The organism is Acidisphaera rubrifaciens HS-AP3 (assembly GCF_000964365.1).
Taxonomy (GTDB): Bacteria; Pseudomonadota; Alphaproteobacteria; order Acetobacterales; family Acetobacteraceae; genus Acidisphaera; species Acidisphaera rubrifaciens.
Map to the genome: position 1 here is coordinate 1 of NZ_BANB01000090.1, position 21,527 is coordinate 21,527.

Genomic DNA, 21,527 nt, shown 5'->3' on the forward strand with positions numbered 1-21,527 from the left:
GCGGTCGGCATCCGTCAGCGGCTCGCCGCGCCGCATCTTGGCGATGTTGGCCGGCGGGTGGAGATCGTCGCCCTCGATGAAGCGCCAGCCGAGTGCTGCGGCGAGCAGGGCGGCGACGGTGGTCTTGCCGGAGCCGGAGACGCCCATCACCACGACGACGGAGGGCGTGCGCGGGCGCGGGCCGAGGTCCGGGGCGACGGCGGCGGCGGGGGCGGCATCCCCGGTGTCGTGATCGTCCGTGCGGCGTTCGTCGCTCATCGCCCCCCGCCTTCAGCCGGGCAGCATCTCCGTGCTGCCGCCATCGGCGCGGCCGATAATGGCGCGTTCCGTGACGCCGAGGAACAGGCCCGTCTCCACCACCCCCGCGATGGCGAGCAGGCGGGATTGCAGGGCAGCGGGGGCACCGGCGGCGTCGATGCCGTGGCAGTCGTAGATGACGTTGCCGTTGTCAGTGCGATAGGGCGCAGCCGCGTCCATGCGCAGGCGCGGCACGATGCCGAGGGCGGCGATCGCGCGGGCGGTAGCGGCGTGGGCGAAGGGCACGACCTCCACCGGCAGCGGCGCGTGGCTGCCGAGGCGGGTGACGACCTTGCCCTCGTCGGCGACGACGACGAAGCGGCGGGCGGCCTGCTGCACGATCTTCTCGCGCAGCAGCGCGCCGCCGAGCCCCTTGATGAGGTCGAGCGTGCCGGTCGCCACTTCGTCCGCCCCGTCGATCGCGAGGTCGAGGGCGTCGACATGGTCGAGATCGGTGAGCGGGATGCCGAGGCGGGCGGCATGGTCGCGCGTGCGTTCGGAGGTGGGCACGCCCACCACGTCGAGCGTCTCGCGCGCGCGGCGTTCGGCGATGAGGTCGAGGACGAAGGCCATGGTCGAGCCGGTGCCGAGGCCGAGGCGCATGCCGGAGTCGATCAGGGCGACGGCGGCGCGGGCCGCCGCCTGTTTGCCGCGCGCGGCGTCGTCCACCTAGGCGCGGCTCCCCGCCGCGGCGCGGTCGACGAACCAGTGGACCGTGCCGGTCGGGCGCAGCCGCGCCGCCGGCACGTCCGCCCCGCCCGACAGCACGCGGTCGAGGATCGCCCGCTTGCCGGCGCCGCTGACGAGGAAGGCGACGTGGGCCGCGCTGTTGAGCGCGGGATAGGTGAGCGTGACGCGCGGCTCCGTCCGGCCATGGGTGACGGGTGCCACCCAGCGGTCGGTAACGCCGAGCACCGGCTGGCCCGGCAGCAGCGAGGCTGTATGCCCGTCATCGCCGAGGCCAAGCAGCACCACGTCGAACAGCGGCCGCGCCGGATCGAGCGTGTCCGCGCCATAGACCGCGGCGAGCACCTTCTGATAGGCGTCGGCGGCCTGTTCGATGGTCACGCCCTCGGTCGGCACCGGATGCACGTTGCGGTCAGAGACGGGCACATGTTCGAACAGCGCGCCGAGCATCATGCCGTAGTTGCTGGCCGGGTCGGTGGTGGGCACAAAGCGCTCGTCGCCGATGAAGAACTGCACGTCGTCCCAGGGAAAGCGCGAGTCGAGCGGCGGCTGGGCAAGCGCTTCGTACACCGGCTTCGGCGTCGAGCCGCCGGAGAGGGCGATGCGCGCCTCGTGCCCGTGCTTGTCGCGCATCCGGTCGGTGAGCCATTCCGCAGCACCCCGCGCGAGGGCGGCGGCGTCGTCGAAGACGTGGAGCGTGCCGTCTTCCGGTTTCATGACGCCTCTCCGAGAATATGGGCGCGCACCGCCTTGGCGAAGCCGTCGCTTTCGTTGCTGTCGGTGACGACGGTCGCGCGCGCCTTCACCGCGTCCGTCGCGTTGCCCATGGCGATCGACAGGCCGCTCCGCGCAAACATCAGCGTGTCGTTGCCGCCATCGCCGATGGTCGCGATCTCGTCGCGCGACAGGCCGAACATGTCGGCGAGCGCATCGACCACCGCGCCCTTGTTCGCCTGCTTGTGGGTGATGTCGAGGTAATAGGGCTGCGAGCGCGTGGCCGAGGCATCGGCCCCGAGCGCGGTCTGCGCCGCCTCCTCGGCCGCGGCGACGCGCTGGTGGTCGTCGGACACGCCGACGATCTTGGCGCAGGCGGCGAGATGCGCGTCGGTGAAGGCGGGGACGACGGTGGGCGGGAACTGCACCGTCTCCGCCTCGCGCGCGACATGCGCACCGTCGCGGTCGAGCACCAGCCACTCGTCGGCCGTGTACACCCAGGCGTCGATGCCCGACGCCAGCACGGAATCGAGCGCGGCGCGGGCGACGCGCGGCGCCAGCATGTGCTGCTTGCGCACCGTCATGTCGGGATCGACGAACACGCCGCCGTTGAAGCCCGCGAGCATGCCCGACAGCTCCAGCGGTTCGACGAGCATGCGCATGCCGCGCGGCGGCCGGCCGCTGGTCAAGGCGAGGCGGATGCCGGCGTCGCGCAGCGCGCGCGCGGCGGCGACGGCGGCGGGGGTGAGTGCCTTGCTCTGGGTGACGAGGGTGCCGTCCACGTCCGACAGCAGCAGCTTGATCGCCATGTCCCGCGTCCTACCCCCGGTGATCGGGCAGCCGCACCGGCCGCCAGTAATGCCCGTTCTCGCGCAGCAGGTCGTCCGCCTCCACCGGGCCGTCGCTGCCGGAGGCGTAGTTGGGGAAGCCCTCCGGCTTCTGCGCCGCCCAGGCGTCGAGCACGGGCTGCACGACGCGCCAGGTCTCGTCCACCTGATCGGCGCGCTGGAACAGCGTCTGGTCGCCGATCATGACGTCGTAGATCAGCGTCTCGTAGCCGACATTGGGTTCCTGCTTGAACCAGTCGCTGTAGCGGAAGTTCATCCGCACCGGCGCAAGCTCCATCAGCGGGCCAGGGCGCTTGACCTCGAATTGCAGGCTGATGCCCTCGTCCGGCTGGATCTGCAGCGCGAGCCAGTTGGGCGAGAGGGTGGAGACCTCGGTATCCTCGAACGGCGCATAGGGCGCCTGTTTGAAGCGCACGGCGATCTCCGACGTGCGCTGCGACATGTGCTTGCCGGTGCGCAGGTAGATCGGCACGCCCGCCCAGCGCCAGTTGTCGATGTAGAGCCGCAGCGCGACATAGGTCTCCGTCGCGCTGTCGGGCGCCACGTCCGGCTCCTGCCGGTAGCCGGGGACTTCCTCGCCCTGCACCGTGCCGGGGCCGTACTGGCCGCGCACCGCGTCGTGCGGCGAGAGCGGTTTGACGGAGGCGAAGACCTCGGCCTTTTTCGCGCGGATCGACGCGGCGTCGAAGCTGACCGGCGGTTCCATCGCCAGCATGGCGAGAAGCTGGAAGACGTGGTTCGGCACCATGTCGCGCAGCGCGCCGGTGCGCTCATAGAACTTGCCGCGCTTCTCGACGCCGACCACCTCGGCCACCGTGATCTGCACCTGGTCGATGCGGTCGCGGTTCCAGATCGGTTCGAACAGCCCGTTGCCGAAGCGCAGGGCCATGATGTTCTGGACCGTCTCCTTCCCGAGGAAGTGGTCGATCCGGTAGACCTGATTTTCCTCCAGCACGCCCAGCACCTGCTTGTTGAGCGTGCGCGCGCTCGGCAGGTCGTGGCCGAAGGGTTTTTCGATGACGACGCGGCGCCAGCGCTTGCCGTCCTTTTCGTCGGCGAGGCCGGCGTGGCCGATGTGCTCGACGGTGGGGCCGAAGAAGCGGTCGGCCACGGCGAGGTAGAACAGCACGTTGCCGCCGGTCTTGTAGCGGTCTTCCAGCCGGTCGAGATGCTCGCCGAGGGCGTGGTAGAGATCATCGCTGGTCAGGTCGCCGCGCACGTAGGACATGTGGGCGGCAAGACGGTTCCAGCTTTCCTGGTCGACGTGGTCGAGGTCGCTTTCGCTCTCGCTGTTGCCGACGAAGCTCTTGAGCATCGCGAGCAGGCTGTCGCGCCAGGACTCCGCCGTCATGTCCGCGAGATCGACGCCGACGATGGCGAAGTTCTCCGGCAGCAGCCCTTCGTGCGAGAGGTTGTACAGCGCGGGCATCAGCAGGCGCTTCGTCAGATCCCCGCCGGCGCCGAAGATGACCATGGCGCAGGGGCCCGGCGGTGTCGCCTGCCGCTGCGCCGGGGCACGGGTGTCGTGCGTCGCGTCGGCCATCACTTCGGCTCGACGTGGCCGCCGAAGCCGAAGCGCATCGCCGACAGCAGCTTCTCCGCGAAGGTATGGTCGAGGCGGGAGCGGAAGCGGACATAGAGGGCGGCGGAGAGCACGTCGGCGGGCACCGCTTCCTCGATCGCGGCCTCGATGGTCCAGCGGCCCTCGCCGCTGTCCTGCACGCTGCCGCTGAAGTGATCGAGGCTTTCGTCCTTGGCCAGCGCGTCGGAGGTGAGGTCGAGCAGCCAGGACGAGATCACGCTGCCGCGGCGCCACACCTCGGCGATGTCGGCCATGTTGAGCGTGTAGCGCTCGTCAGCCGGCAGCGCGTCGCTCGACTTGTTGCGCAGGATGTCGAAGCCCTCGGCATAGGCCTGCATCAGCCCGTATTCGATGCCGTTATGGACCATCTTGACGAAGTGGCCGGCGCCGACGGGACCGGCGTGGATGTAGCCGTCCTCGGCGCGGGCATCGAACTTCTCCCGGCCCGGCGTGCGCGGAATGTCGCCGCGCCCCGGCGCCAGCGTCTTGAAGATCGGGTCGAGGTGATCGACGATCGCCTTCTCCCCGCCGATCATCAGGCAGTAGCCGCGCTCCAGGCCCCACACGCCGCCGGAGGTGCCGACATCGACGTAGTGGATGCCCTTGCCCTGCAGCTCCTTCGCGCGGCGGATGTCGTCCTTGTAGAACGTGTTGCCGCCGTCGATGACGATGTCGCCCTTTTCCATGTGCTCGGCGAGGTGCTCGACCGTCTGTTCGGTGATCTTGCCGGCCGGCAGCATCACCCACACCGCGCGCGGCGGCGTGAGCTTGGCGATCAGGTCGTCGAGATCGCCCGCCCCCTTCGCCCCGTCCTTGGCGAGGCCGCTGACCGCATCGGGGTTCTGGTCGAAGACGACGCAGCTATGGCCCGCGCGTTCCAGCCGGCGGACGATGTTGCCGCCCATGCGGCCGAGGCCGATGACACCGATCTGCATGTTGTGTTCCTTCCTCAGCCGATCGCCGCGTGCAGCGCGGCGGTGAGCGTGCGCAAGCCGGACTCGACGTCGTGCAGATGCACGCGCAGGGCGCGGCGTCCGCGTTCCTGCAACACCTGCAGATCGCCCAACGCCTGAGCCGCCTTGACGATGCCGAACGTGTAGCTTTGTTGCGGCACTTTCACGTCGTGCGCGTCGTCGCTGGTGATCTGGATGAAGACGCCGCTGTTCGGGCCGCCCTTGTATGCCTGCCCCGTCGAATGCAGGAAGCGCGGGCCGAAGCCGAGGCAGGTCGCGCAGTGGGTGCGGTCGCGGATCGCGGTGCGGGCCGCCTGCAGCACCTCGGTATGCGCCGCGTCGCGCTGGATATAGGCGAGCAGGGCCACGTAGTCGCCCGCCCCCGCGCGGCCGAGATGGCCGCGCAGATAGGCGGTGAGGTCGCCCTGCTTGCCCAGCGCCTTCGCGTTCGGCGCGTCGGCATAGAGGGCGATGCCGTCGGCGCTGTAGATCGGCGCCGTCTCCGGCAGCTTGCCCGATTTCTCGTATTCGCTGGTGAGCTTGCGCGTGGCGATCTTGCTCGCCTCCACGTCCGGCTGATCGAACGGGTTGATGCCGATGACGCTGCCCGCGACGGCGGTCGCCATCGCCCAGCGGAAGAACTCCTGCCAGATGTCGATGGGCGTGCCGACGCTGATGCGCGCGACCGGATGGCCCGCCGCCTCGATCGCCGCGACCGCCGCGCGCTGCTTCGGATCGACGCCGTCGGCGAGTTCGAGATAGGCGAAGAAGCGGTCGTCGCCATAGACGCCGGGCGCGCCGGTCGCCTCGTCCGCCACCGGGATCAGGCCGTGCCCCTGCTTGCCGGTGCTCTCCGCGAGCAGCTGCTCGAGCCATGCGCCGAGGCTGGCAATGGCGGGCGAGGCGATGATCGTCACCTTGTCGCGCTTGAAGTGACGCGCGCAGACGCCGAGCGCGACGCCGAGGCGCAGGCCGGGATTTTCCGAGGGCGGCACGTCCGGCCCGCAGCCGCGCGCCATGCGCCGCGCCGCGTCGAGACAGGCCGGCAGATCAAGGCCGATCGCGGCGGCCGGCACCAGGCCGAACTTCGACAGCACGGAATAGCGGCCGCCGATCGACTTCACGCCGTGGAAGACATGGCCGAAGCCGTGTTCCTTCGCCGCCGTCTCCAGCGCCGAGCCGGGATCGGTCACGGCGACGAACTGCCGCCCCGCCGCGTCGCCCGACACCGCGCGGATGCGGTCGTAGAAATACGCCATGAAGATGTTGGGCTCGAGCGTGCTGCCCGATTTCGACGAGACGATCACCAGTGTGGTGGCGAGCGCGCAGGCATCGGCGACGGCGGCGACCTGTGCCGGGTCGGTGCTGTCGAGCATGTGAAAGCGCGGCCAGCCCTTGCGATGGCCGAACGTCTCGGCCAGCACCGCCGGGCCGAGGCTCGATCCGCCCATGCCGAGCAGCACGACGTCGGTATAGCCGCGCGCCTGCACCTCCGACGCGAAGGCGATGAGCTCGTCGATCCCCTTGCGCTCGTGATCGACGTTGTGCAGCCAGCCGGTCCAGTGATCCTCGTCCGCGCCGGTCCACACCGTCTTGTCGGACGCCCAGAGGCGGCGGATGCGGCCGTCGGCGCGCCATGCCTCGATCTCTTTGTCGAACGCGGCCTGGATGTCGGGGGCGAGCGCGAGGGCGAAGGAGGCGCGGTCGCCGTCGAAGGTCTTGCGACGCCGCATCGCCACCGCGCCGAGCAGCTGGTCGAAGGCGTCGGCGAACTGCTTCACGCCGTCCACCACCAGCTCCTTTGCCACCGCCTCGATATCGACGCCGGCGGCGCCGAGGGCCGCGATCGTCGCCTGCGCGCCGGGGACGTCGGATTCGATCGTGTCGGCGACCGGCTTGCCGTGGTCGCGATAGGCATCCATCGTGGCCGGCGGCATGGTGTTGACGGTGTCGCGGCCGATCAGCGTCTCGACATAGAGCGTGTCGGGATAGGACGGGTTCTTCGTGCTCGTGCTGGCCCACAGCAGGCGCTGCGTCTGCGCGCCGCGGGCGGCAAGCGACTCCCAGCGGGACCCGGAGAAGAGGCGCCTGTAGCTGGCATAGGCGAGTTTGGCGTTGGCGATCGCCGCCTTGCCGTGCAGCGCGTCGAGCGCCGCCTTGTCCGCGCCCTTGGCGATCGCGGCGTCGAGCTTCTTGTCCACCAGGCTGTCGATGCGGCTGATGAAGAAGCTGGCGACGCTCGCGCTGCGCGACAGGTCGCCGCCGGCCTTGGCCAGCGTCTCCAGCCCGTCGATATAGGCGTGCACCACGGCCTCGTACGCCGAGATGGCGAACAGCAGGGTGACGTTGATGTTCAGCCCCTCGCCGATCAGCGTGCGGATGGCGGGAATGCCGGCGGGGGTGGCCGGCACCTTGACCATCAAATTGGGGCGATCGACGGTCTTCCACAGCCGCCGCGCCTCGTTGACCGTCGCTTCGGTATCGTTGGCGAGATAGGGCGAGACTTCGAGGCTGATATAGCCGTCGCGGGCGTGCGTGCGGTCATAGACGGGGCGCAGCGCATCGGCGCCGGCGCGGATGTCGCCAATCGCGAGATGCTCATAGAGCGCGCCCACGCCCTGATCGCCGTCGTGCAGGAACGCCTTGAGGTCGGCGTCATACTCGTCGGAATGGCCGATCGCCTTTTCGAAGATCGACGGGTTGGACGTGACGCCCTTGAGCCCGTCCCGTTCCGTCATCGCCGCCAGTTCGCCTTTTTCGATCAGGCTGCGGCGGACGAAGTCGAGCCAGGGGGATTGCCCGAACGCCTCGAGCTGCTTCAGCGGATTCATCGCGTTCTCTCTCCTGACTCAAGGACGGGGTGGGCGCCGCGCGCCGGCGTCTATTCCGCCGCGCGGTGCATGGTCTTTTGTCGCGCGAGCTGCGCCCGTGCGGCTTCCAGCACCTTTTCGCCGGTGAAGCCGAACTTCGTCAGCAGCGACTTCATCGGGGCCGAGGCGCCGAAGGTGTGCATGCCGATGATCGTGCCGTGCAGGCCGGCGTAGCGGTCCCAGCCGAGGGTCGCCGCCTGTTCCACCGCCACGCGCGCGGTCACCGCGTCGGGCAACACGGAGCGACGATAGGCCTCGTCCTGCTGCTCGAACAGGTCCCAGCAGGGCATCGAGACGATGCGTGCGGCGACGCCTTCCGCGCTCAGCGTCTCCCACGCCTCGACGCAGAGAGGCACCTCGCTGCCGGTCGCCATGAGGATCACCTCCGGCGCGCGGCCGTCCGCCGGATCGGCAAGCACGTAGGCGCCGCGCGCGAGGCCCGCGGCGGGGGCGAACTTCGCGCGGTCGAGCGTCGGCAGCGGCTGGCGGCTGAGGATCAGGCAGGTCGGGTGATATTTCGACGACAGCGCGACCCGCCACGCCTCCTCCACCTCGTTGGCATCGCAGGGGCGGATGGTGTGCAGGCCAGGGATGGCGCGCAGGCTCGCGAGCTGTTCGATCGGCTGATGCGTCGGCCCGTCCTCGCCCACGCCGATGCTGTCATGGGTGAATACCCAGACCGACGGGGTCTCCTGGATCGCCGACAGGCGGATCGCCGCGCGCATGTAGTCGGAGAAGATCAGGAAGCCGGAGCCGAAGGCGCGCAGACCCGACAGCGACATGCCATTGACAATCGCGCCCATCGCATGCTCGCGCACACCGAAATGGAAGTTGCGGCCGGCATAGTTGGTCGCCTCGAAACTGCCGTCGCCCTTGCCTTTCAGCGCGGTCTTGGTGGACGGCGCGAGGTCGGCGGCGCCGCCGAGCAGATAGGGGATGCGCTCGGCCAGCGCGTTGAGCGTCTTGCCGGAGCTGTCGCGCGTGGCAGCACCCTTGGCATCCGCGGGCACGGGCGCGAGCGCCTCTTCCCAGCCGGCGGGCAGGCCCTGGGCGAGCATGGTGTCGAATTCGCGCGCGAGGTCGGCATTGGTCTCGGCATAGCGCGCATAGGTCTGCTTCCACGCCGAGGAGGAGGCGGCGCCGCGCGCGCCGATGCCGGCGGCGAAGTGCTCATAGACGCCGTCCGGCACCAGGAACTGCGCGTCCTCCGGCCAGCCATAGGCGCGCTTGGCCCCCTTGATCTCGTCCGCGCCGAGCGGCTCGCCATGCGCTTCCTTGGTGTCCTGCTTGTGCGGCGCGCCGTAGCCGATATGGCTTTCAACCAGGATGAAGGTCGGGCGCGACTGTTCGCGCTTGAACGACTGCAGCGCGAGCTTCACCGCCGCGGTGTCGTTGGCGTCGCGCACGCGCAGCACGTTCCAGCCATAGGCGAGGAAGCGCGCGCCCACGTCCTCGCTGAAGGCGAGGTCGGTCGAGCCCTCGATCGAGATGCGGTTGCTGTCATAGATCCAGCACAGGTTCGACAGGCGCAGATGGCCGGCGAGCGACGCGGCCTCGCTGGAGATGCCCTCCATCATGTCGCCGTCGCCGCACAGGGCATACACGTCATAGTCGATCAGGGTCGCGCCCGGCTTGTTGTAGCGGGTGGCGAGCCAGCGTTCGGCGATCGCCATGCCCACGCTCATGCCGACACCCTGCCCGAGCGGGCCGGTCGTGCATTCGATGCCCGAAGCCATGTGAAATTCGGGATGGCCGGCGCAGGGGCTGTTCAGCTGGCGGAAGTTCTTGATGTCGTCGAGGGTGATGGCGGCGGGGCCGGCGTCGCGGAAATTGGACTTCACCTGCCGCGTGCGGGTGAGGTGCAGCAGCGAGTAGAGCAGCATCGACGCATGGCCGACCGAGAGGACGAAGCGGTCACGGTTGGGCCAGGTCGGCTCCGCCGGATCGAAGCGCAGGAAGTCCTGCCACAGCGTATAGGCGACCGGGGCGAGGCCCATCGGCGTGCCGGGATGGCCGGAATTGGCCTTCTGCACCGCGTCCATCGCCAGTGTGCGGATGGTGTTGATGCAGAGCAGGTCCTTGTCGTCGGTCATCGTGCGTCCTCCGTGGCCTCTCGGCGTGGCCCTGTTGCATGGCCCTGTGGCTTGACCCCCGGGGCACATCCCCGGCATGGCCGCGATCCGACCCGCATCGCCGCGCGAGACGCCCGGATGGTGCCGCACGCCGACGCGGGGCGCAAACCGCCCGCCCGGCACACGACGACCCTAGCACCTCAAAACCACGCGACGGGAAGTCGGTTGCGTGCAGCTAGGCCGGAAGGGGGGGGGCGGGTTCAAGCGGAAGGTGGCGCGGGCGGTATGAAGGCGTCGCGGCCGGCACGATAGTGACGGTTCGATTGAGATGGGTTCCGGTTGATCAGATTACGACCAAACATCGGATGACGCATCGACCGCACCTCGTGCTCGACCGTGAACAGATGGCGTCCGGTGGCGGGGTCGACGAGGTCGGCGAAGCGGTACTGGTGGGTATCGTCCTCGCGGGTGATCAGTCCGCGCCCGGCGAGGCGGCGATGCGGGCCGGAGAAATCGGCGAAGGTCACCTGCATGTGATGACCGTCGAAGGCCGGGGCGGGCCGGTCGGAGGGGGCGAAGATCAGCGCCTGTCCGTCGCCGGCGGTGACATGGGCGAAGCCGTCGGGGTCCATGCGCGCCTGCGCCCCGATGACGTCGACATAGAAATCGACGATCGCCGCCACGCTGGCGGGCGGCACGTCGAAGGCGACATAGGCGATGCCGAGTGCCATCCCGTCGCCGGACGGCGCGTGGCAGCGCAGGCGGTTGCCCCATGGGCAGGTGACGTGCAGCACGTCGCCCGCCCGCTCCGCCGTATGGTGCGTGCCGGCAAGATGCGGCGCCGCCGCGGCGAGGCGCGCCTGTGCCGCGTCGAGGTCGGGCAGCACGAGGCCGATCACGCCGCGCAGCACCTGCGGCGCGCCGGTCGGCAGGTGGAACTGCGTGCGGCCGGCATTGACCCACATGTTGTCGATGCCGGTCATCATGTACGGGTCGCGCGTCAGCCCGAGCCCGGTGACGTAGAACAGCGTCGCGAGACGCTGGTCGGGCACGCGCAGGTTGACGTGGCCGAGCTCGACGATGTTGCCGAGATCGCCCGCCGTGCGGTCGTGCGGCGCGCCCGCCGTGCTCATGAGACCTGTCTCATGCCGCCTCGCTGAACAATCCCCCGGCGGCGGCGAGGCGGGCAAGGTGGTGGTCGGCGTCGCCATAGGCCTTGTCGATCATCGTCAGCCGCTTGAACAGGTGGCCGGCCTTGTATTCCATCGTCATGCCGATGCCGCCATGCAGCTGGATCGCTTCCTGACCGACGAAACGAGCGGAGCGGCCGATCTGCACCTTGGCCGCCGAGACGGCGCGGGCGCGTTCGTCGGCGTCGTCGGAGTCCGCCATCACGGTCGCGTACATCGCCATGCTGCGCGCCTGTTCCAGCGCGGTGAACATGTCCACCGACCGGTGCTGGAGCACCTGGAAGTCGCCGATCGGGCGGCCGAACTGCTTGCGTGTCTTGAGGTAGTCGACCGTCATCGCGTGCAGCTCCGCCATCGCACCCACCGCCTCCGCGCAGAGCGCGGCGATGGTGCGGTCGACGACGCGGGCGATGGCGGCGAAGCCCTCGCCCGGCGTGCCGAGCGGCGTCGCCGGCGCGTCATGCAGGCTGATTTCCGCGCCGTGCAGCAGATCCTGCGCCGGGTAGCCGCGGCGGGTGACGCCGGACGCCTCCGCCGGCACGAGGAACAGGCCGATGCCGGCGGCATCGCGCCTGCCGCCGGACACGCGCGCGGAGACCACCAGCGTGTCGGCGGTGTCGCCGTGCAGCACCACGCCCTTCTCGCCGGTGATCCGCCACGCGCCGCCGTCCTGGCGCGCCGCGGTCGCGACATCGGCGAGGTCATAGCGCGCCTGACGTTCGGTATGCGCGAAGGCGAGCACCGTCTCGCCGCCGGCGATGCGGGGCAGGATCTCCGCCTGCTGCGCGGCGCTGCCCGCCGCCTGCACGAGACCGCCGCCGAGCAGCACGGTCGCGACATAGGGTTCGAGGATCAGCGCCCGGCCGAACGCCTCCATGACGATCATCGTCTCGGCGGCGCCCCCGCCGAAGCCGCCATGATCCTCGGCGAACGGCAGGCCGAGCAGGCCGAGTTCGGCGTACTGCGCCCACATCTCACGGCTCCAGCCGCCGGGTTCGGCGGCGTATTTGCGCCGCTGCTCGAAGCCGTAGCGATCGGCGACCAGCCGCTCGACGCTGTCGCGCAGCAGCCGCTGCTCGTCGGTCAGATCGAAATCCATCGGTGCAGAACCCCCGCGACCTAGAAGCCGAGTATCGCCTTGGCGATGATGTTGCGCTGTATCTCGTTGGAGCCGCCGTAGATCGACACCTTGCGGTAGTTGAAATACATCGGCGCCGCCTCCGCCGCGAAGTCGGGACCGACCGGCGGCTCGTTGCTGCCCTCGTCCTCGTCGCGCGTGTAGGGCCACGCATAGGGGCCGGCGAGGTCCATCGTCAGCTCGGTGATCCGCTGCTGGATCTCCGAGCCCTTGATCTTGAGGATGGACGAGGCGGGGTTAGGCTTGCCCTTCACGGCGCGGCGCTCGTCGGCGACGACGCGCAGCTGCGTCATCTCCAGCGCCTTCAGCTCGATCTCCACTTCGGCGAGCTTTTCGCGGAAGCGGCGGTCCTCGATCAGCGGCACGTCGCCCGCGACCTCGCGCGCGGCGAGCTGCTTGAGGCGGCGGATGCGCGCCTTCGACACGCCGACGCGGGCGATGCCGGTGCGTTCGTTGCCGAGCAGGAACTTCGCGTAGTCCCAGCCCTTGTTCTCCTCGCCCACCAGGTTCTCGGCCGGCACCTCGACGTCGTCGAAGAACACCTCGTTGACCTCGTGGCCGCCGTCGATGGTCTGGATCGGGCGCACCTTGATGCCGGGCGTCTTCATGTCGATGAGCAGGAAGGAAATGCCCTCCTGCTTCTTCGCCGTGGGATCGGTGCGCACGAGGTTGAAGATCCAGTCCGCGTGCTGCGCGAGCGTGGTCCAGGTCTTCTGGCCGTTGACGATGTACTTGTCGCCGACGCGCTTGGCCGTGGTGCGCAGGCTCGCGAGGTCGGAGCCGGAGCCGGGTTCGGAGAAGCCCTGGCACCACCAGTCGTCGAGGTTGGCGCAGCGCGGCAGGAAGCGCTTCTTCTGCGCCTCCGACCCGAACTGCGCGATCACCGGGCCGACCATCGAGACGTTGAAGGCGAGCGGCGCGGGCACGTTCGCCTGCTGCATCTCGTCCTGGTACAGATAGGTCTGCACCGGCGTCCAGTCCTGCCCGCCCCAGGCCACGGGCCAGTGCGGCACCGCCCAGCCCCGGGCATTGAGGATGCGCTGCGTCGTGACGTATTCGTCCTTTGACAGGTGGTCGCCCTGCGCCACCTTCTCGCGCAGCGCCGCCGGGATTTCGGTGGTGAAGAAGCGGCGGCATTCGTCGCGGAACGCCAGCTCTTCCTCGGTGAAGTTGAGGTCCATCTATCCCTCCCCTCGCATCAGGCGCTTGCCTGGCGGGCCAGTTCCTCGTCCAGCAATTCCTTGCGCGACAGCTTGCCCACGTTGGTCTTGGGCAGCTCGGCGCGTATCTCGAAGGCGGCCGGCATCTCGTGCTTGCCGAGCTTGTCGGCCAGGAAGTCGCGCAGCTCGTCAAACGTCGGCGCCGGGGCGCCCGGCCGCAGCACGGCGTACACCTTGGCCGCCTGTCCCCGATATGGGTCGGGAATGCCGAGGGCAACACATTCCGCCACCGACGGATGTTCGTAGACGGCTTCCTCGATCACCCGCGGATAGACGTTGAAGCCGCCCGAGATGATCATGTCCTTCTTGCGGTCGACGATGAAGAAGTCGCCGTGCTCGTCCATGTAGCCCATGTCGCCGGTGAGGAACCAGTCGCCGACGAAGGCGGCCGCCGTCTCCTCCGGGCGTTTCCAGTAGCCCTTGAACACGTTGGGGCCGCGCACGCGCAGCTCGCCCACCTCGCCCACCTTCAGGACGCGCGTCGGATCGTCGAGCGCCACCACGTCCATCTCGATGCCCGGCAGCGGCACGCCGATCGCGCCGGGCGGGTATTCGCGCGAGGCATCCAGCGCGGTGCCGGCGGGCGAGGTCTCCGTCATGCCCCAGCCGCCGCCGAGGCGCAGGCCGGTCAGCGCGTTGAAGCGCTGGCGCATCTCCAGCGGCATCGGCGCGCCCCCGGAGGCGACGAAACGCAGCGACGACAGGTCGCGCGTCTCGATCCCCGGCGTGTTGACGAGCGCGATCCACATCGTCGGCACGCCGGGAAAGGCGGTCGCGCGCAGCTTTTCGATGTCGTCGAGCGTCTGCGCCGGGTCGAAGCGCGGGCGCAGCATGATCATCGCCCCGGCATCGAGCGCGCGCAGCAGCACCACCGTCAGCGCGTAGATGTGGAACAGCGGCAGCACGCCGATCACGCGGTCCTCTTCATTGAGGCGCTTGAACGTCGCGTGGTTCCACAGATTGTAGATCGACACGGCGGCGGTGAGGTTGCCGTGCGTCAGCATCGCCGCCTTCGGGAAGCCAGTGGTGCCGCCGGTGTACTGCAGCAGCGCCACGTCGTCCGGCGAGAGCTTCGGGAAGTCGTTGCCCGCCGGGGCGTCGGAGAGGTCGGACCACCGCGCGATCCCGGCCTCGTCCGGGATCGCGGCGGCGATGCCGGAGGCGCCCCACACGTCGTCGTCGCCCACGATCAGCAGCGACGCCGCCCCCGACCGGCGCAGATGCAGCGCCGCGTCGAACAGCGGCGGCAGGTTGGTCGCGATCAGGATCGAGGCATCGGCATCGGCCATCTTCTTCGCCAGCACGCGCGGCGGGTCGAGCGGGCTGAGATGCACGATGCGTCCGCCCGCGCGCAGCACGCCGAAGAAGCTGATCGGGTGCCACGGCGTGTTCGGCAGATAGAGGGCGACCGACACGCCGGGGCCGACGCCCGCCGCGCGCAGCCGCGCCGCCGCCGCGTCCACGAGGCGGGCGAAGGCGCCATAGGTGATCTCCCGCCCCCGGAACTCGATGAACGGCCGGTCGCGATAGTCGGCGACCGCGCGCGCGAGCAGGTCGGGCAGGCTCGTCTGCGCGACGGGACTGCCCCAGTCGATCTCCGGCGGGTACTGCCCCTCCCAGGGATGCGGGCGCGTCACTTGGTCGCTTCCAGCACGCCGAGCGACAGGAAGCCGCGGCCCTCGCGCGCCAGCCGCTCCAGCAGCGGCGCGGGCGCGAGACGCTTGTCGCCCACGGCCTGTGCATAGTGGTTGAGGCGTTCGGCGATCTTCGGCAGGCCGACGAGATCGGCGTAGAACATCGGGCCGCCGCGATGCGTGGGCCAGCCGTAGCCGTTGACCCAGATGATGTCGATGTCGCCGGGCCGCACCGCGATGCCTTCCGCAAGGATGCGCGCCGCCTCGTTGATCATCGGGTAGAACATCCGCTCCTCGATCTCCTCGGCGCTGATGGCGCGGCGGGTGATCTGATGCGCGGCGGATGCCTCGCGGATGATGCGCTCGACCTCCGAATCGGGCGAGGGCGTGCGCCCGTCCTCGCCATAGGCATAGTAGCCGGCGCGGGTCTTCTGGCCGAAGCGTCCGGCCTCGCACAGCGCGTCGGCGACCGGCGCCTTCGTCCCGCGATGCTGGCGGATGCGCCAGCCGACATCGAGGCCGGCGAGATCGCCCATCGCGCAGGGACCCATCGGGAAGCCGAAGCGGGTCACAACCGCGTCGATGTCCTGCGGCAGCGCGCCCTCCAGCAGCAGGCGCTCGGTCTCGGTGCCGCGCTGATGCAGCATGCGGTTGCCGACGAAGCCGTCGCAGACGCCGACCACGGCGCAGACCTTGCCGATGGTGCGCCCGACCGCGAGCGCGGTCGCCAGCGACTGGTGCGAGGTCTTGGCCGCGCGGACGATCTCCAGCAGCTTCATCACGTTGGCGGGGCTGAAGAAATGCATCCCCAGCACGTCTTCCGGCCGCTTCGTCACCGCCGCCATCTCGTTGATGTCGAGCGTGGAGGTGTTGCTGGCCAGCAGGGTGCCGGGCTTCGCCAGACGGTCGAGATCGGTGAAGATCTTCTTCTTCAGCGCCATGTCCTCGAACACCGCCTCGATGACGATGTCGCAGTCGGCGACGGCGCCGAAATCGGTGGTGCCGGTGATCAGCGCCATCCGCTCCTCCGGCGCGCCCGCGGGCAGGCTGCCGCGCTGCACGGCGACGCGGTAGTTGCCGGCGACACGATCAAGCCCGCGGTCGAGGGCGGCCTGTTCCGCCTCGATCACCGTGACGGGGATGCCGACATTGGCGAAGTTCATCGCGATGCCGCCGCCCATCGTGCCGGCGCCGAGGATGACGGCGCGGCGGATCTTCGCCGGCTTCACGTCGGCCGGCATGTCTGGCACCTTCGCCGCCTCGCGCTCGGCGAAGAACAGATGGCGCTGGGCGCGGCTTTCGTCGCTGACCAGCAATTCGTTGAACAGCCGCCGCTCCTCGGCCAGCCCCTCGTCGAAGGGCATGGTGACGGCCGCCTTCACCGCCGCCGCGCAGTTGCGCGGGGCCATGGCGCCGCGCGAGCGCTTCAGCAGCGGGGCGGCGGCGCGGTCGATGATGCTGTGATCCGCGCGGGCGGCGACCAGGTGCTCGTCGCGGGCGCGCACCTGGCGCAGCGGCAGCCCCTTGGCCAGCACCTCGCGCGCGAAGGCGACCGCCGGGGCGGCGCCGTCGCCGTCCATCAGCCGGTCCACCAGCCCGTCGGCGGCGGCTTCCTCGGCGGAGACGAAGTTGCCCGTGAGGATCAGGCGCATCGCCTTTTCGATGCCGATGACGCGCGGCAGCCGCTGCGTGCCGCCGGCGCCGGGCAGCAGCCCGAGCTTGACCTCCGGCAGGCCGAGGCGCGCGCCGGTCCATGCCACGCGGTAATGGCAGCCCAGCGCCAGTTCCAGCCCGCCGCCGAGGGCGACGCCGCGTATGGCGGCGACGACCGGCTTCGGCAGCGCCTCGATGGTGGCGATGACGGCGCGCAGATTGGGCTCGGTCGGCGTCTTGCCGAACTCGGTGATGTCGGCGCCGCCGGAGAAGGCGCGGGTCGTGCCGGTCAGCACCACTGCCCTTGTCGCGGCATCCGCGGCGACGCGGGCAAAGGCGGCGGCCAGCCCCTCGCGCAGCACGTGGCCGAGCGCGTTGACCGGCGGGTTGTCCATCGTGATGACGGCAATCTCGCCGTCCTGTTGCAGATCGACGACGGCGTTGATGTTGCCCATGGGCGTGAGTCCTTCCCCCTGCCGGCGTGCGCGGGGCCGCCGGCCTGCTCCGAAGTTTCTGACTTTCCATGAGTCTGACGCCGCCCCGCTGGCCCGTCAACGCGGCCACGGCTTCGTATACGAAACGGGCGCTGATACATCTGCCGCACGTCAGGTCGCCCGCTGCCTCGCCCTGCCCCGCCTCCCCCTCTGCCCCGCCTCCCCCTCTGGCGCGGCCGCCCGGCGCACCGTATTGCCTTGGGCATCGTCCCCGTTGGATCGTCCCCGTTGGATCGTCCCACACCGGCCGGCTGGCCGGCCCCGCGCAAGGAGACCGGCCGCATGGCCCTGCCGCAGTCGCTGCAACGCCTCGCCCTGCCGGCGATCGGCTCACCGCTGTTCATCGTGTCGAACCCGGATCTGGTGATCGCGCAGTGCACGGGCGGCATCGTGGGATCGTTCCCCGCGCTCAACGCCCGGCCGGAAAGCCTGCTCGACGAATGGCTCGCGCGCATCACCGAGACGCTGGCCGCACATGACGCGGCGCACCCGGACGCGCCGGCCGCGCCCTATGCGGTCAACCAGATCGTCCACCGCACCAACAACCGGCTCGATCACGATCTGCAGATGTGCGTCAAGTACAAGGTGCCGGTCGTCATCACCTCGCTGGGTGCGCGCGAGGACGTCAACGCGGCGGTGCATTCCTATGGCGGCATCGTGCTGCACGACGTCATCAACCAGACCTTCGCCCACAAGGCGATCGAGAAGGGCGCGGACGGGCTGATCCTGGTCGCCGCCGGCGCGGGCGGACATGCCGGGCGACTGTCACCCTTCGCGCTGGTGGCCGAGACGCGGGCGTGGTTCGACGGGCCGATCGCCCTGTCGGGCGCGATCGCGACGGGCGACGCGGTGCTGGCGGCGCAGGCGATGGGCGCCGATCTCGCCTATATCGGCTCCGCCTTCATCGCGACGGAGGAGGCGAACGCGGCGGCGGCGTATAAGCAGGCGATCGTGGACGGCACCGCCGAGGACATCGTCTACACGAACCTGATCACCGGGGTGCACGGCAACTATCTGGCGCCGAGCCTGCGCCGCGCCGGGCTGGATCCCGACAACCTGCCGGAGAGCGACGCGACGAAGATGAACTTCGCCTCCGGCTCGACGAAGGCATGGAAGGATATCTGGGGCTCCGGGCAGGGGATCGGCGCGGTCCATGAGATTTTGCCGGCGCGGACGCTGATCGCGCGGATGATCGGGGAATACGAGGCGGCGCGGGCGCGGCTGGGGCTGGCCGCCTAGCGGCGGCGGCATCGGCCGGCCCGGCGGGCGCCCATCGGGGACGACAACGTATCGGGGAGACGGCGATGTCTGGCTTCGACAACATGGCCGTGATGAACAACAAATGGGGCATCTGCGGAGTCACCAGCTCGCTGTATGCGCTCTATAAATACAGCGCCAAGCAGCAGAAAAAGAAGATGGCCAAGGGCGCGCTCACGCCCACCATGATGCTGGCCGAGATGAAGCTGTTTCTGCGGACCCTGCAGGCCGACGGCAGGCAGGACCTCATCGGCGACATCGAGAGCTTCACCCAGTCGTTCGGCGGCGAATACGAGCACTTCACCGTCAACGACTATATCAACCGCATCAACTATGCCGCCGTGATGGTCGACGCCGTCAGCGCCCCCGGCTCCAAGAAGGAGAAGGCGGCGCAGGAGGCGGTGGCCGACAGGGATTTCAGCATCGCCCTGCCGCCGGAGGCAGTGGTTTATTACCTGCGCAACGTCTGCGGATTCGGCCAGGCCCGCGTCGTCGATGTCGGGGCCAAGGACCGCGAGCTGCTGGTCGGCCTGTATCGCGACGAGGGCAACAACATGGGCATCTACGGCGGCCTGAAGCATTACGTGTACTACTACAACGGTGGGCCGGTGCTGATCGAAGCGCGGGTGAAGAATCGTGACATCGGCTTCATCCGTGCCGGGCAGGCGGTTGAGGTGAAGGTCGAGACGTTTCCGTTTACGCGTTATGGGCTGCTGACAGGCACCGTCCGCGATGTCAGCCGTGACGCCGTGCCGGCGTCCGCCAAGCAGGCGAGGCAAGACGGGAAGGACGGGCAGCAGGTCGAGGACGGCGACGCGCCCGAGGCCGATCCGTCGGACTATGTGGTCCATGTCGCGCTGGTGCAGACAGCGATGGTTGTCGACGGGCGGACGCAGCCGATCACGCCAGGGATGGCGGTCACGGCGGAAATCAAGATAGGACGACGAAGATTCACCAGTTATCTGGTGTCACACTAGCCCAATATACGCAAGGCGGGCTTCGAGAGAAATGATTGTATCGATAATACTATGTTTAAAACCAAAAATTTACCAATAAGCGAGCCAAAATGACAATACAGACACTTCTTTATAAAGGCATCTTCCTGTTAGGACTTACATTGATATTCACCTTTATTGGAGACGATGACATTGCCGATCGCATAATTGATAGGAAACCTACCGCCCAAGAGTCGTTTGGGCGGATACGTATCGTACTATCGAAATTATCCGCTGACATTTTATGGGGAATGATAATAGTGTTGTACTTACTAAAATTTTTAATTCGAAATTTTTCTTTTGTAAAAGAGTCTACAACAATAAGAGATATGGTAATATCTAAGAATTGGAGATATTTAATGCTGATAATAGGGATTTTGTGTGCTCACACTCTAATAGGAACTGTCCAAAATCTCCTCCGATTTGCTCAAGGCCGCAAATGGAGGCGCTTATTCGACACAAGAATATTGATACACAATTCAAGACTTTGGATAAACCCTAGGTGAAGTAAAGAGACAAACAGTCATGAGTGCTTTAAGCGATGCGATTGGTCAGTTTGGCGGAGCTGTGGACGCTCTTTCCAGTTTGCTCGGGGCCGACCCAAATGCGGTCAAGGGATTTGACGCTGCAATCTCCCAAGCTCAGGCTGATGCTGCTGCCGATCGCCGGCCAGAAGCGCGACCTGTATCGCGCGCTGCGGCACAACCAGTTCACCAGCAAGACGGCATGGCAGGACGCCGAGGCGGCTATGTGGACGATGCCGCGCAGCTGGTCGTGCAGCAGCGCCGCCTCCCCGAGGTGAGGGCACGTATTACAGCTGGGGCCACCGCTATGCGAGCATCGGGCAGATGAAGCGCAACTACGGCGGCATATGCTGCAAGATCGCGTTCTGAGAGGCGCCGGGCGCGGCGCCGGTCGGCGGCCTGCGGCACTACGTGTATTATCTCAAGGGCACGTACTACAGCTGGGGCGCCAACTTCGCCAATCTTGAGCAGATCAAGCGCGGCTATCAGGGCATCTGCTGCAAGATCGTGTTCCAGCCGGGCGCTACGCCGCCTTCAGCCGGTCGCGGAACTGCTTCCTGAACTTGGCGACTTTCGGGGCGATGATGACCTGGCAGTAGCCGGCGAAGGGATTGCGGGCGAAATAATCGTCGTGCTCGGGCTCCGCCGGGTAGAAGGTGGTCAGCGGGACGATCTCCGTGGTCAGGGGCGCGGGCCAGATCTGCTCGCGGGTGATCTCGTCGAAGACGGCGTGCGCCGTCGCCGCCTGTTCGTCGCCGTCGGTCAGGATGATGGAGCGATATTGCGGGCCGACATCGTTGCCCTGCCGGTTGCGTGTCGTCGGATCGTGGGTGACGAAGAAGACGCGCAGCAGGTCGGCGTAGCTGACCTGTTCGGGGTCATAGGTGACGCGCACCACCTCGGCATGCCCGGTGCGGCCGGTGCAGACATCCCGGTAGGTCGGGTTCGACTTGGTGCCGCCGGCATAGCCCGACTGCACGCGCGAGACGCCGCGCAATTCCTTGAACACCGCCTCGGTGCACCAGAAGCAGCCGCCGCCCATCACCGCCATTGCCTCAGCCATGGCCTTCCTCCGCTCTCTGCCGTCCCACAGATGAGGGGCGCGGGGCCGGTCGCACAAGATACAGCGGCAGCACGCCGTAGTCCTTGGCCGTCCGGGTATGACCGGCATAGTCGCAGGTGACGGCCGGGAACGGCTCCAGCGCCATTTCGCAGGCGAAGGCCTCGGTCGCGTAGATGCGGCCCGGCGGTGTCACCGGCTCGATCCGTGCCGCCCGCGTCATTGTCGTGCCGGCGTATTTGTCCGCCCGCTGCACCGCGTCGTGGACCGGCAGCAGGGCGCCGTGGTCGAGGGCGAGGCGCGGGGTCAGGAAGGTCGGCAGCCCCATCGCGGCCAGCC

General features: G+C 68.5%; 18 protein-coding genes. 3 read left to right on the forward strand and 15 right to left on the reverse strand.

The annotated features are described in order from the left end of the window. The 13 genes from B8460_RS03590 to B8460_RS03650 all read right to left on the reverse strand — a co-directional run. Positions 1 to 258: AAA family ATPase (locus B8460_RS03590; protein ID WP_048860205.1), on the reverse strand; the 258-nt coding region annotated here is incomplete at its 3' end. A gap of 12 nt (positions 259 to 270) precedes the next feature. Further along, positions 271 to 966: a ribose 5-phosphate isomerase A gene (rpiA, locus tag B8460_RS03595; protein ID WP_048860206.1), complete on the reverse strand. Its 696-nt coding sequence runs from the start codon at positions 964 to 966 to the stop codon at positions 271 to 273. Then, the gene (gene pgl, locus B8460_RS03600) at positions 967 to 1,701 is read right to left on the reverse strand and encodes a 6-phosphogluconolactonase (protein WP_048860207.1); all 735 of its coding nucleotides are present in this window, start codon (positions 1,699 to 1,701) and stop codon (positions 967 to 969) included. Next, positions 1,698 to 2,507, reverse strand: a complete 810-nt coding sequence (locus tag B8460_RS03605; RefSeq protein WP_048860208.1) for a Cof-type HAD-IIB family hydrolase — start codon at positions 2,505 to 2,507, stop codon at positions 1,698 to 1,700. The genes pgl and B8460_RS03605 overlap by 4 nt, the downstream gene beginning before the upstream one ends. A gap of 10 nt (positions 2,508 to 2,517) precedes the next feature. Continuing rightward, the gene (gene zwf, locus B8460_RS03610) at positions 2,518 to 4,089 is read right to left on the reverse strand and encodes a glucose-6-phosphate dehydrogenase (RefSeq protein WP_048860209.1); all 1,572 of its coding nucleotides are present in this window, start codon (positions 4,087 to 4,089) and stop codon (positions 2,518 to 2,520) included. Then, positions 4,089 to 5,063, reverse strand: a complete 975-nt coding sequence (gnd, locus tag B8460_RS03615; protein ID WP_048860210.1) for a phosphogluconate dehydrogenase (NAD(+)-dependent, decarboxylating) — start codon at positions 5,061 to 5,063, stop codon at positions 4,089 to 4,091. Before gnd ends, zwf begins: the two co-directional genes overlap by 1 nt. Before the next feature lie 14 nt (positions 5,064 to 5,077). Continuing rightward, the gene (locus B8460_RS03620) at positions 5,078 to 7,912 is read right to left on the reverse strand and encodes a bifunctional transaldolase/phosoglucose isomerase (RefSeq protein ID WP_048860211.1); all 2,835 of its coding nucleotides are present in this window, start codon (positions 7,910 to 7,912) and stop codon (positions 5,078 to 5,080) included. Positions 7,913 to 7,962: 50 nt separating this feature from the next. Beyond that, positions 7,963 to 10,044 (reverse strand): transketolase, encoded by a 2,082-nt coding sequence (gene tkt / locus B8460_RS03625; protein ID WP_048860212.1) that lies wholly within the window; start codon positions 10,042 to 10,044, stop codon positions 7,963 to 7,965. A 239-nt stretch (positions 10,045 to 10,283) separates the two neighbouring features. After that, positions 10,284 to 11,156: a glyoxalase/bleomycin resistance/dioxygenase family protein gene (locus B8460_RS03630; protein ID WP_048860213.1), complete on the reverse strand. Its 873-nt coding sequence runs from the start codon at positions 11,154 to 11,156 to the stop codon at positions 10,284 to 10,286. Between the two features lie 10 nt (positions 11,157 to 11,166). Next, the gene (locus tag B8460_RS03635) at positions 11,167 to 12,312 is read right to left on the reverse strand and encodes an acyl-CoA dehydrogenase family protein (protein ID WP_048860214.1); all 1,146 of its coding nucleotides are present in this window, start codon (positions 12,310 to 12,312) and stop codon (positions 11,167 to 11,169) included. A gap of 20 nt (positions 12,313 to 12,332) precedes the next feature. Continuing rightward, positions 12,333 to 13,532 (reverse strand): pimeloyl-CoA dehydrogenase large subunit, encoded by a 1,200-nt coding sequence (gene pimC / locus B8460_RS03640; protein ID WP_048860215.1) that lies wholly within the window; start codon positions 13,530 to 13,532, stop codon positions 12,333 to 12,335. A 17-nt stretch (positions 13,533 to 13,549) separates the two neighbouring features. Further along, entirely contained in the window at positions 13,550 to 15,208 is a 1,659-nt protein-coding gene (locus tag B8460_RS03645) for an AMP-binding protein (protein ID WP_048860216.1), read from the reverse strand. Beyond that, a complete protein-coding gene (locus B8460_RS03650) occupies positions 15,205 to 17,313 on the reverse strand; it encodes a 3-hydroxyacyl-CoA dehydrogenase NAD-binding domain-containing protein (RefSeq protein ID WP_199445532.1) in 2,109 nt (702 codons plus the stop codon). The genes B8460_RS03645 and B8460_RS03650 overlap by 4 nt, the downstream gene beginning before the upstream one ends. Positions 17,314 to 17,634: 321 nt before the next feature. Between B8460_RS03650 and B8460_RS03655 the strand changes: the two genes are divergently transcribed. From B8460_RS03655 to B8460_RS21585, 3 genes are all read left to right on the forward strand, one after another. Further along, the gene (locus B8460_RS03655; RefSeq protein ID WP_048860221.1) at positions 17,635 to 18,591 is read left to right on the forward strand and encodes an NAD(P)H-dependent flavin oxidoreductase; all 957 of its coding nucleotides are present in this window, start codon (positions 17,635 to 17,637) and stop codon (positions 18,589 to 18,591) included. An 83-nt stretch (positions 18,592 to 18,674) separates the two neighbouring features. After that, on the forward strand, positions 18,675 to 19,586 hold the full coding sequence (locus B8460_RS03660; RefSeq protein ID WP_158322691.1) for a putative HlyD family type I secretion protein: 912 nt from the start codon (positions 18,675 to 18,677) through the stop codon (positions 19,584 to 19,586). Positions 19,587 to 20,253: 667 nt separating this feature from the next. After that, a complete protein-coding gene (locus B8460_RS21585) occupies positions 20,254 to 20,406 on the forward strand; it encodes a hypothetical protein (RefSeq protein WP_158322693.1) in 153 nt (50 codons plus the stop codon). 245 nt (positions 20,407 to 20,651) lie between these two features. Here the strand turns inward: B8460_RS21585 and msrA are convergent, their stop codons facing one another. Next, positions 20,652 to 21,191 carry a peptide-methionine (S)-S-oxide reductase MsrA gene (msrA, locus tag B8460_RS03665; RefSeq protein ID WP_048860218.1) on the reverse strand — a complete coding sequence of 180 codons (540 nt, stop codon included), beginning with the start codon at positions 21,189 to 21,191 and terminating at the stop codon, positions 20,652 to 20,654. Further along, a partial coding sequence (locus B8460_RS03670; protein ID WP_206742636.1) for a hypothetical protein occupies positions 21,184 to 21,527 on the reverse strand: 344 nt, incomplete at its 5' end. The genes msrA and B8460_RS03670, both read right to left, overlap by 8 nt.

Excerpts from the sequence above, each read along its gene's own strand:
- pgl (WP_048860207.1), bottom strand. The coding sequence starts at position 1,701 with ATGAAACCGGAAGACGGCACGCTCCACGTCTTCGACGACGCCGCCGCC.
- B8460_RS03605 (WP_048860208.1), bottom strand. The coding sequence starts at position 2,507 with ATGGCGATCAAGCTGCTGCTGTCGGACGTGGACGGCACCCTCGTCACC.
- zwf (WP_048860209.1), bottom strand. The coding sequence starts at position 4,089 with ATGGCCGACGCGACGCACGACACCCGTGCCCCGGCGCAGCGGCAGGCG.
- gnd (WP_048860210.1), bottom strand. The coding sequence starts at position 5,063 with ATGCAGATCGGTGTCATCGGCCTCGGCCGCATGGGCGGCAACATCGTC.
- B8460_RS03620 (WP_048860211.1), bottom strand. The coding sequence starts at position 7,912 with ATGAATCCGCTGAAGCAGCTCGAGGCGTTCGGGCAATCCCCCTGGCTC.
- tkt (WP_048860212.1), bottom strand. The coding sequence starts at position 10,044 with ATGACCGACGACAAGGACCTGCTCTGCATCAACACCATCCGCACACTG.
- B8460_RS03630 (WP_048860213.1), bottom strand. The coding sequence starts at position 11,156 with ATGAGCACGGCGGGCGCGCCGCACGACCGCACGGCGGGCGATCTCGGC.
- B8460_RS03635 (WP_048860214.1), bottom strand. The coding sequence starts at position 12,312 with ATGGATTTCGATCTGACCGACGAGCAGCGGCTGCTGCGCGACAGCGTC.
- pimC (WP_048860215.1), bottom strand. The coding sequence starts at position 13,532 with ATGGACCTCAACTTCACCGAGGAAGAGCTGGCGTTCCGCGACGAATGC.
- B8460_RS03650 (WP_199445532.1), bottom strand. The coding sequence starts at position 17,313 with ATGGGCAACATCAACGCCGTCGTCGATCTGCAACAGGACGGCGAGATT.
- B8460_RS03655 (WP_048860221.1), top strand. The coding sequence starts at position 17,635 with ATGGCCCTGCCGCAGTCGCTGCAACGCCTCGCCCTGCCGGCGATCGGC.
- B8460_RS03660 (WP_158322691.1), top strand. The coding sequence starts at position 18,675 with ATGGCCGTGATGAACAACAAATGGGGCATCTGCGGAGTCACCAGCTCG.
- B8460_RS21585 (WP_158322693.1), top strand. The coding sequence starts at position 20,254 with ATGCTGCTGCCGATCGCCGGCCAGAAGCGCGACCTGTATCGCGCGCTG.
- msrA (WP_048860218.1), bottom strand. The coding sequence starts at position 21,191 with ATGGCTGAGGCAATGGCGGTGATGGGCGGCGGCTGCTTCTGGTGCACC.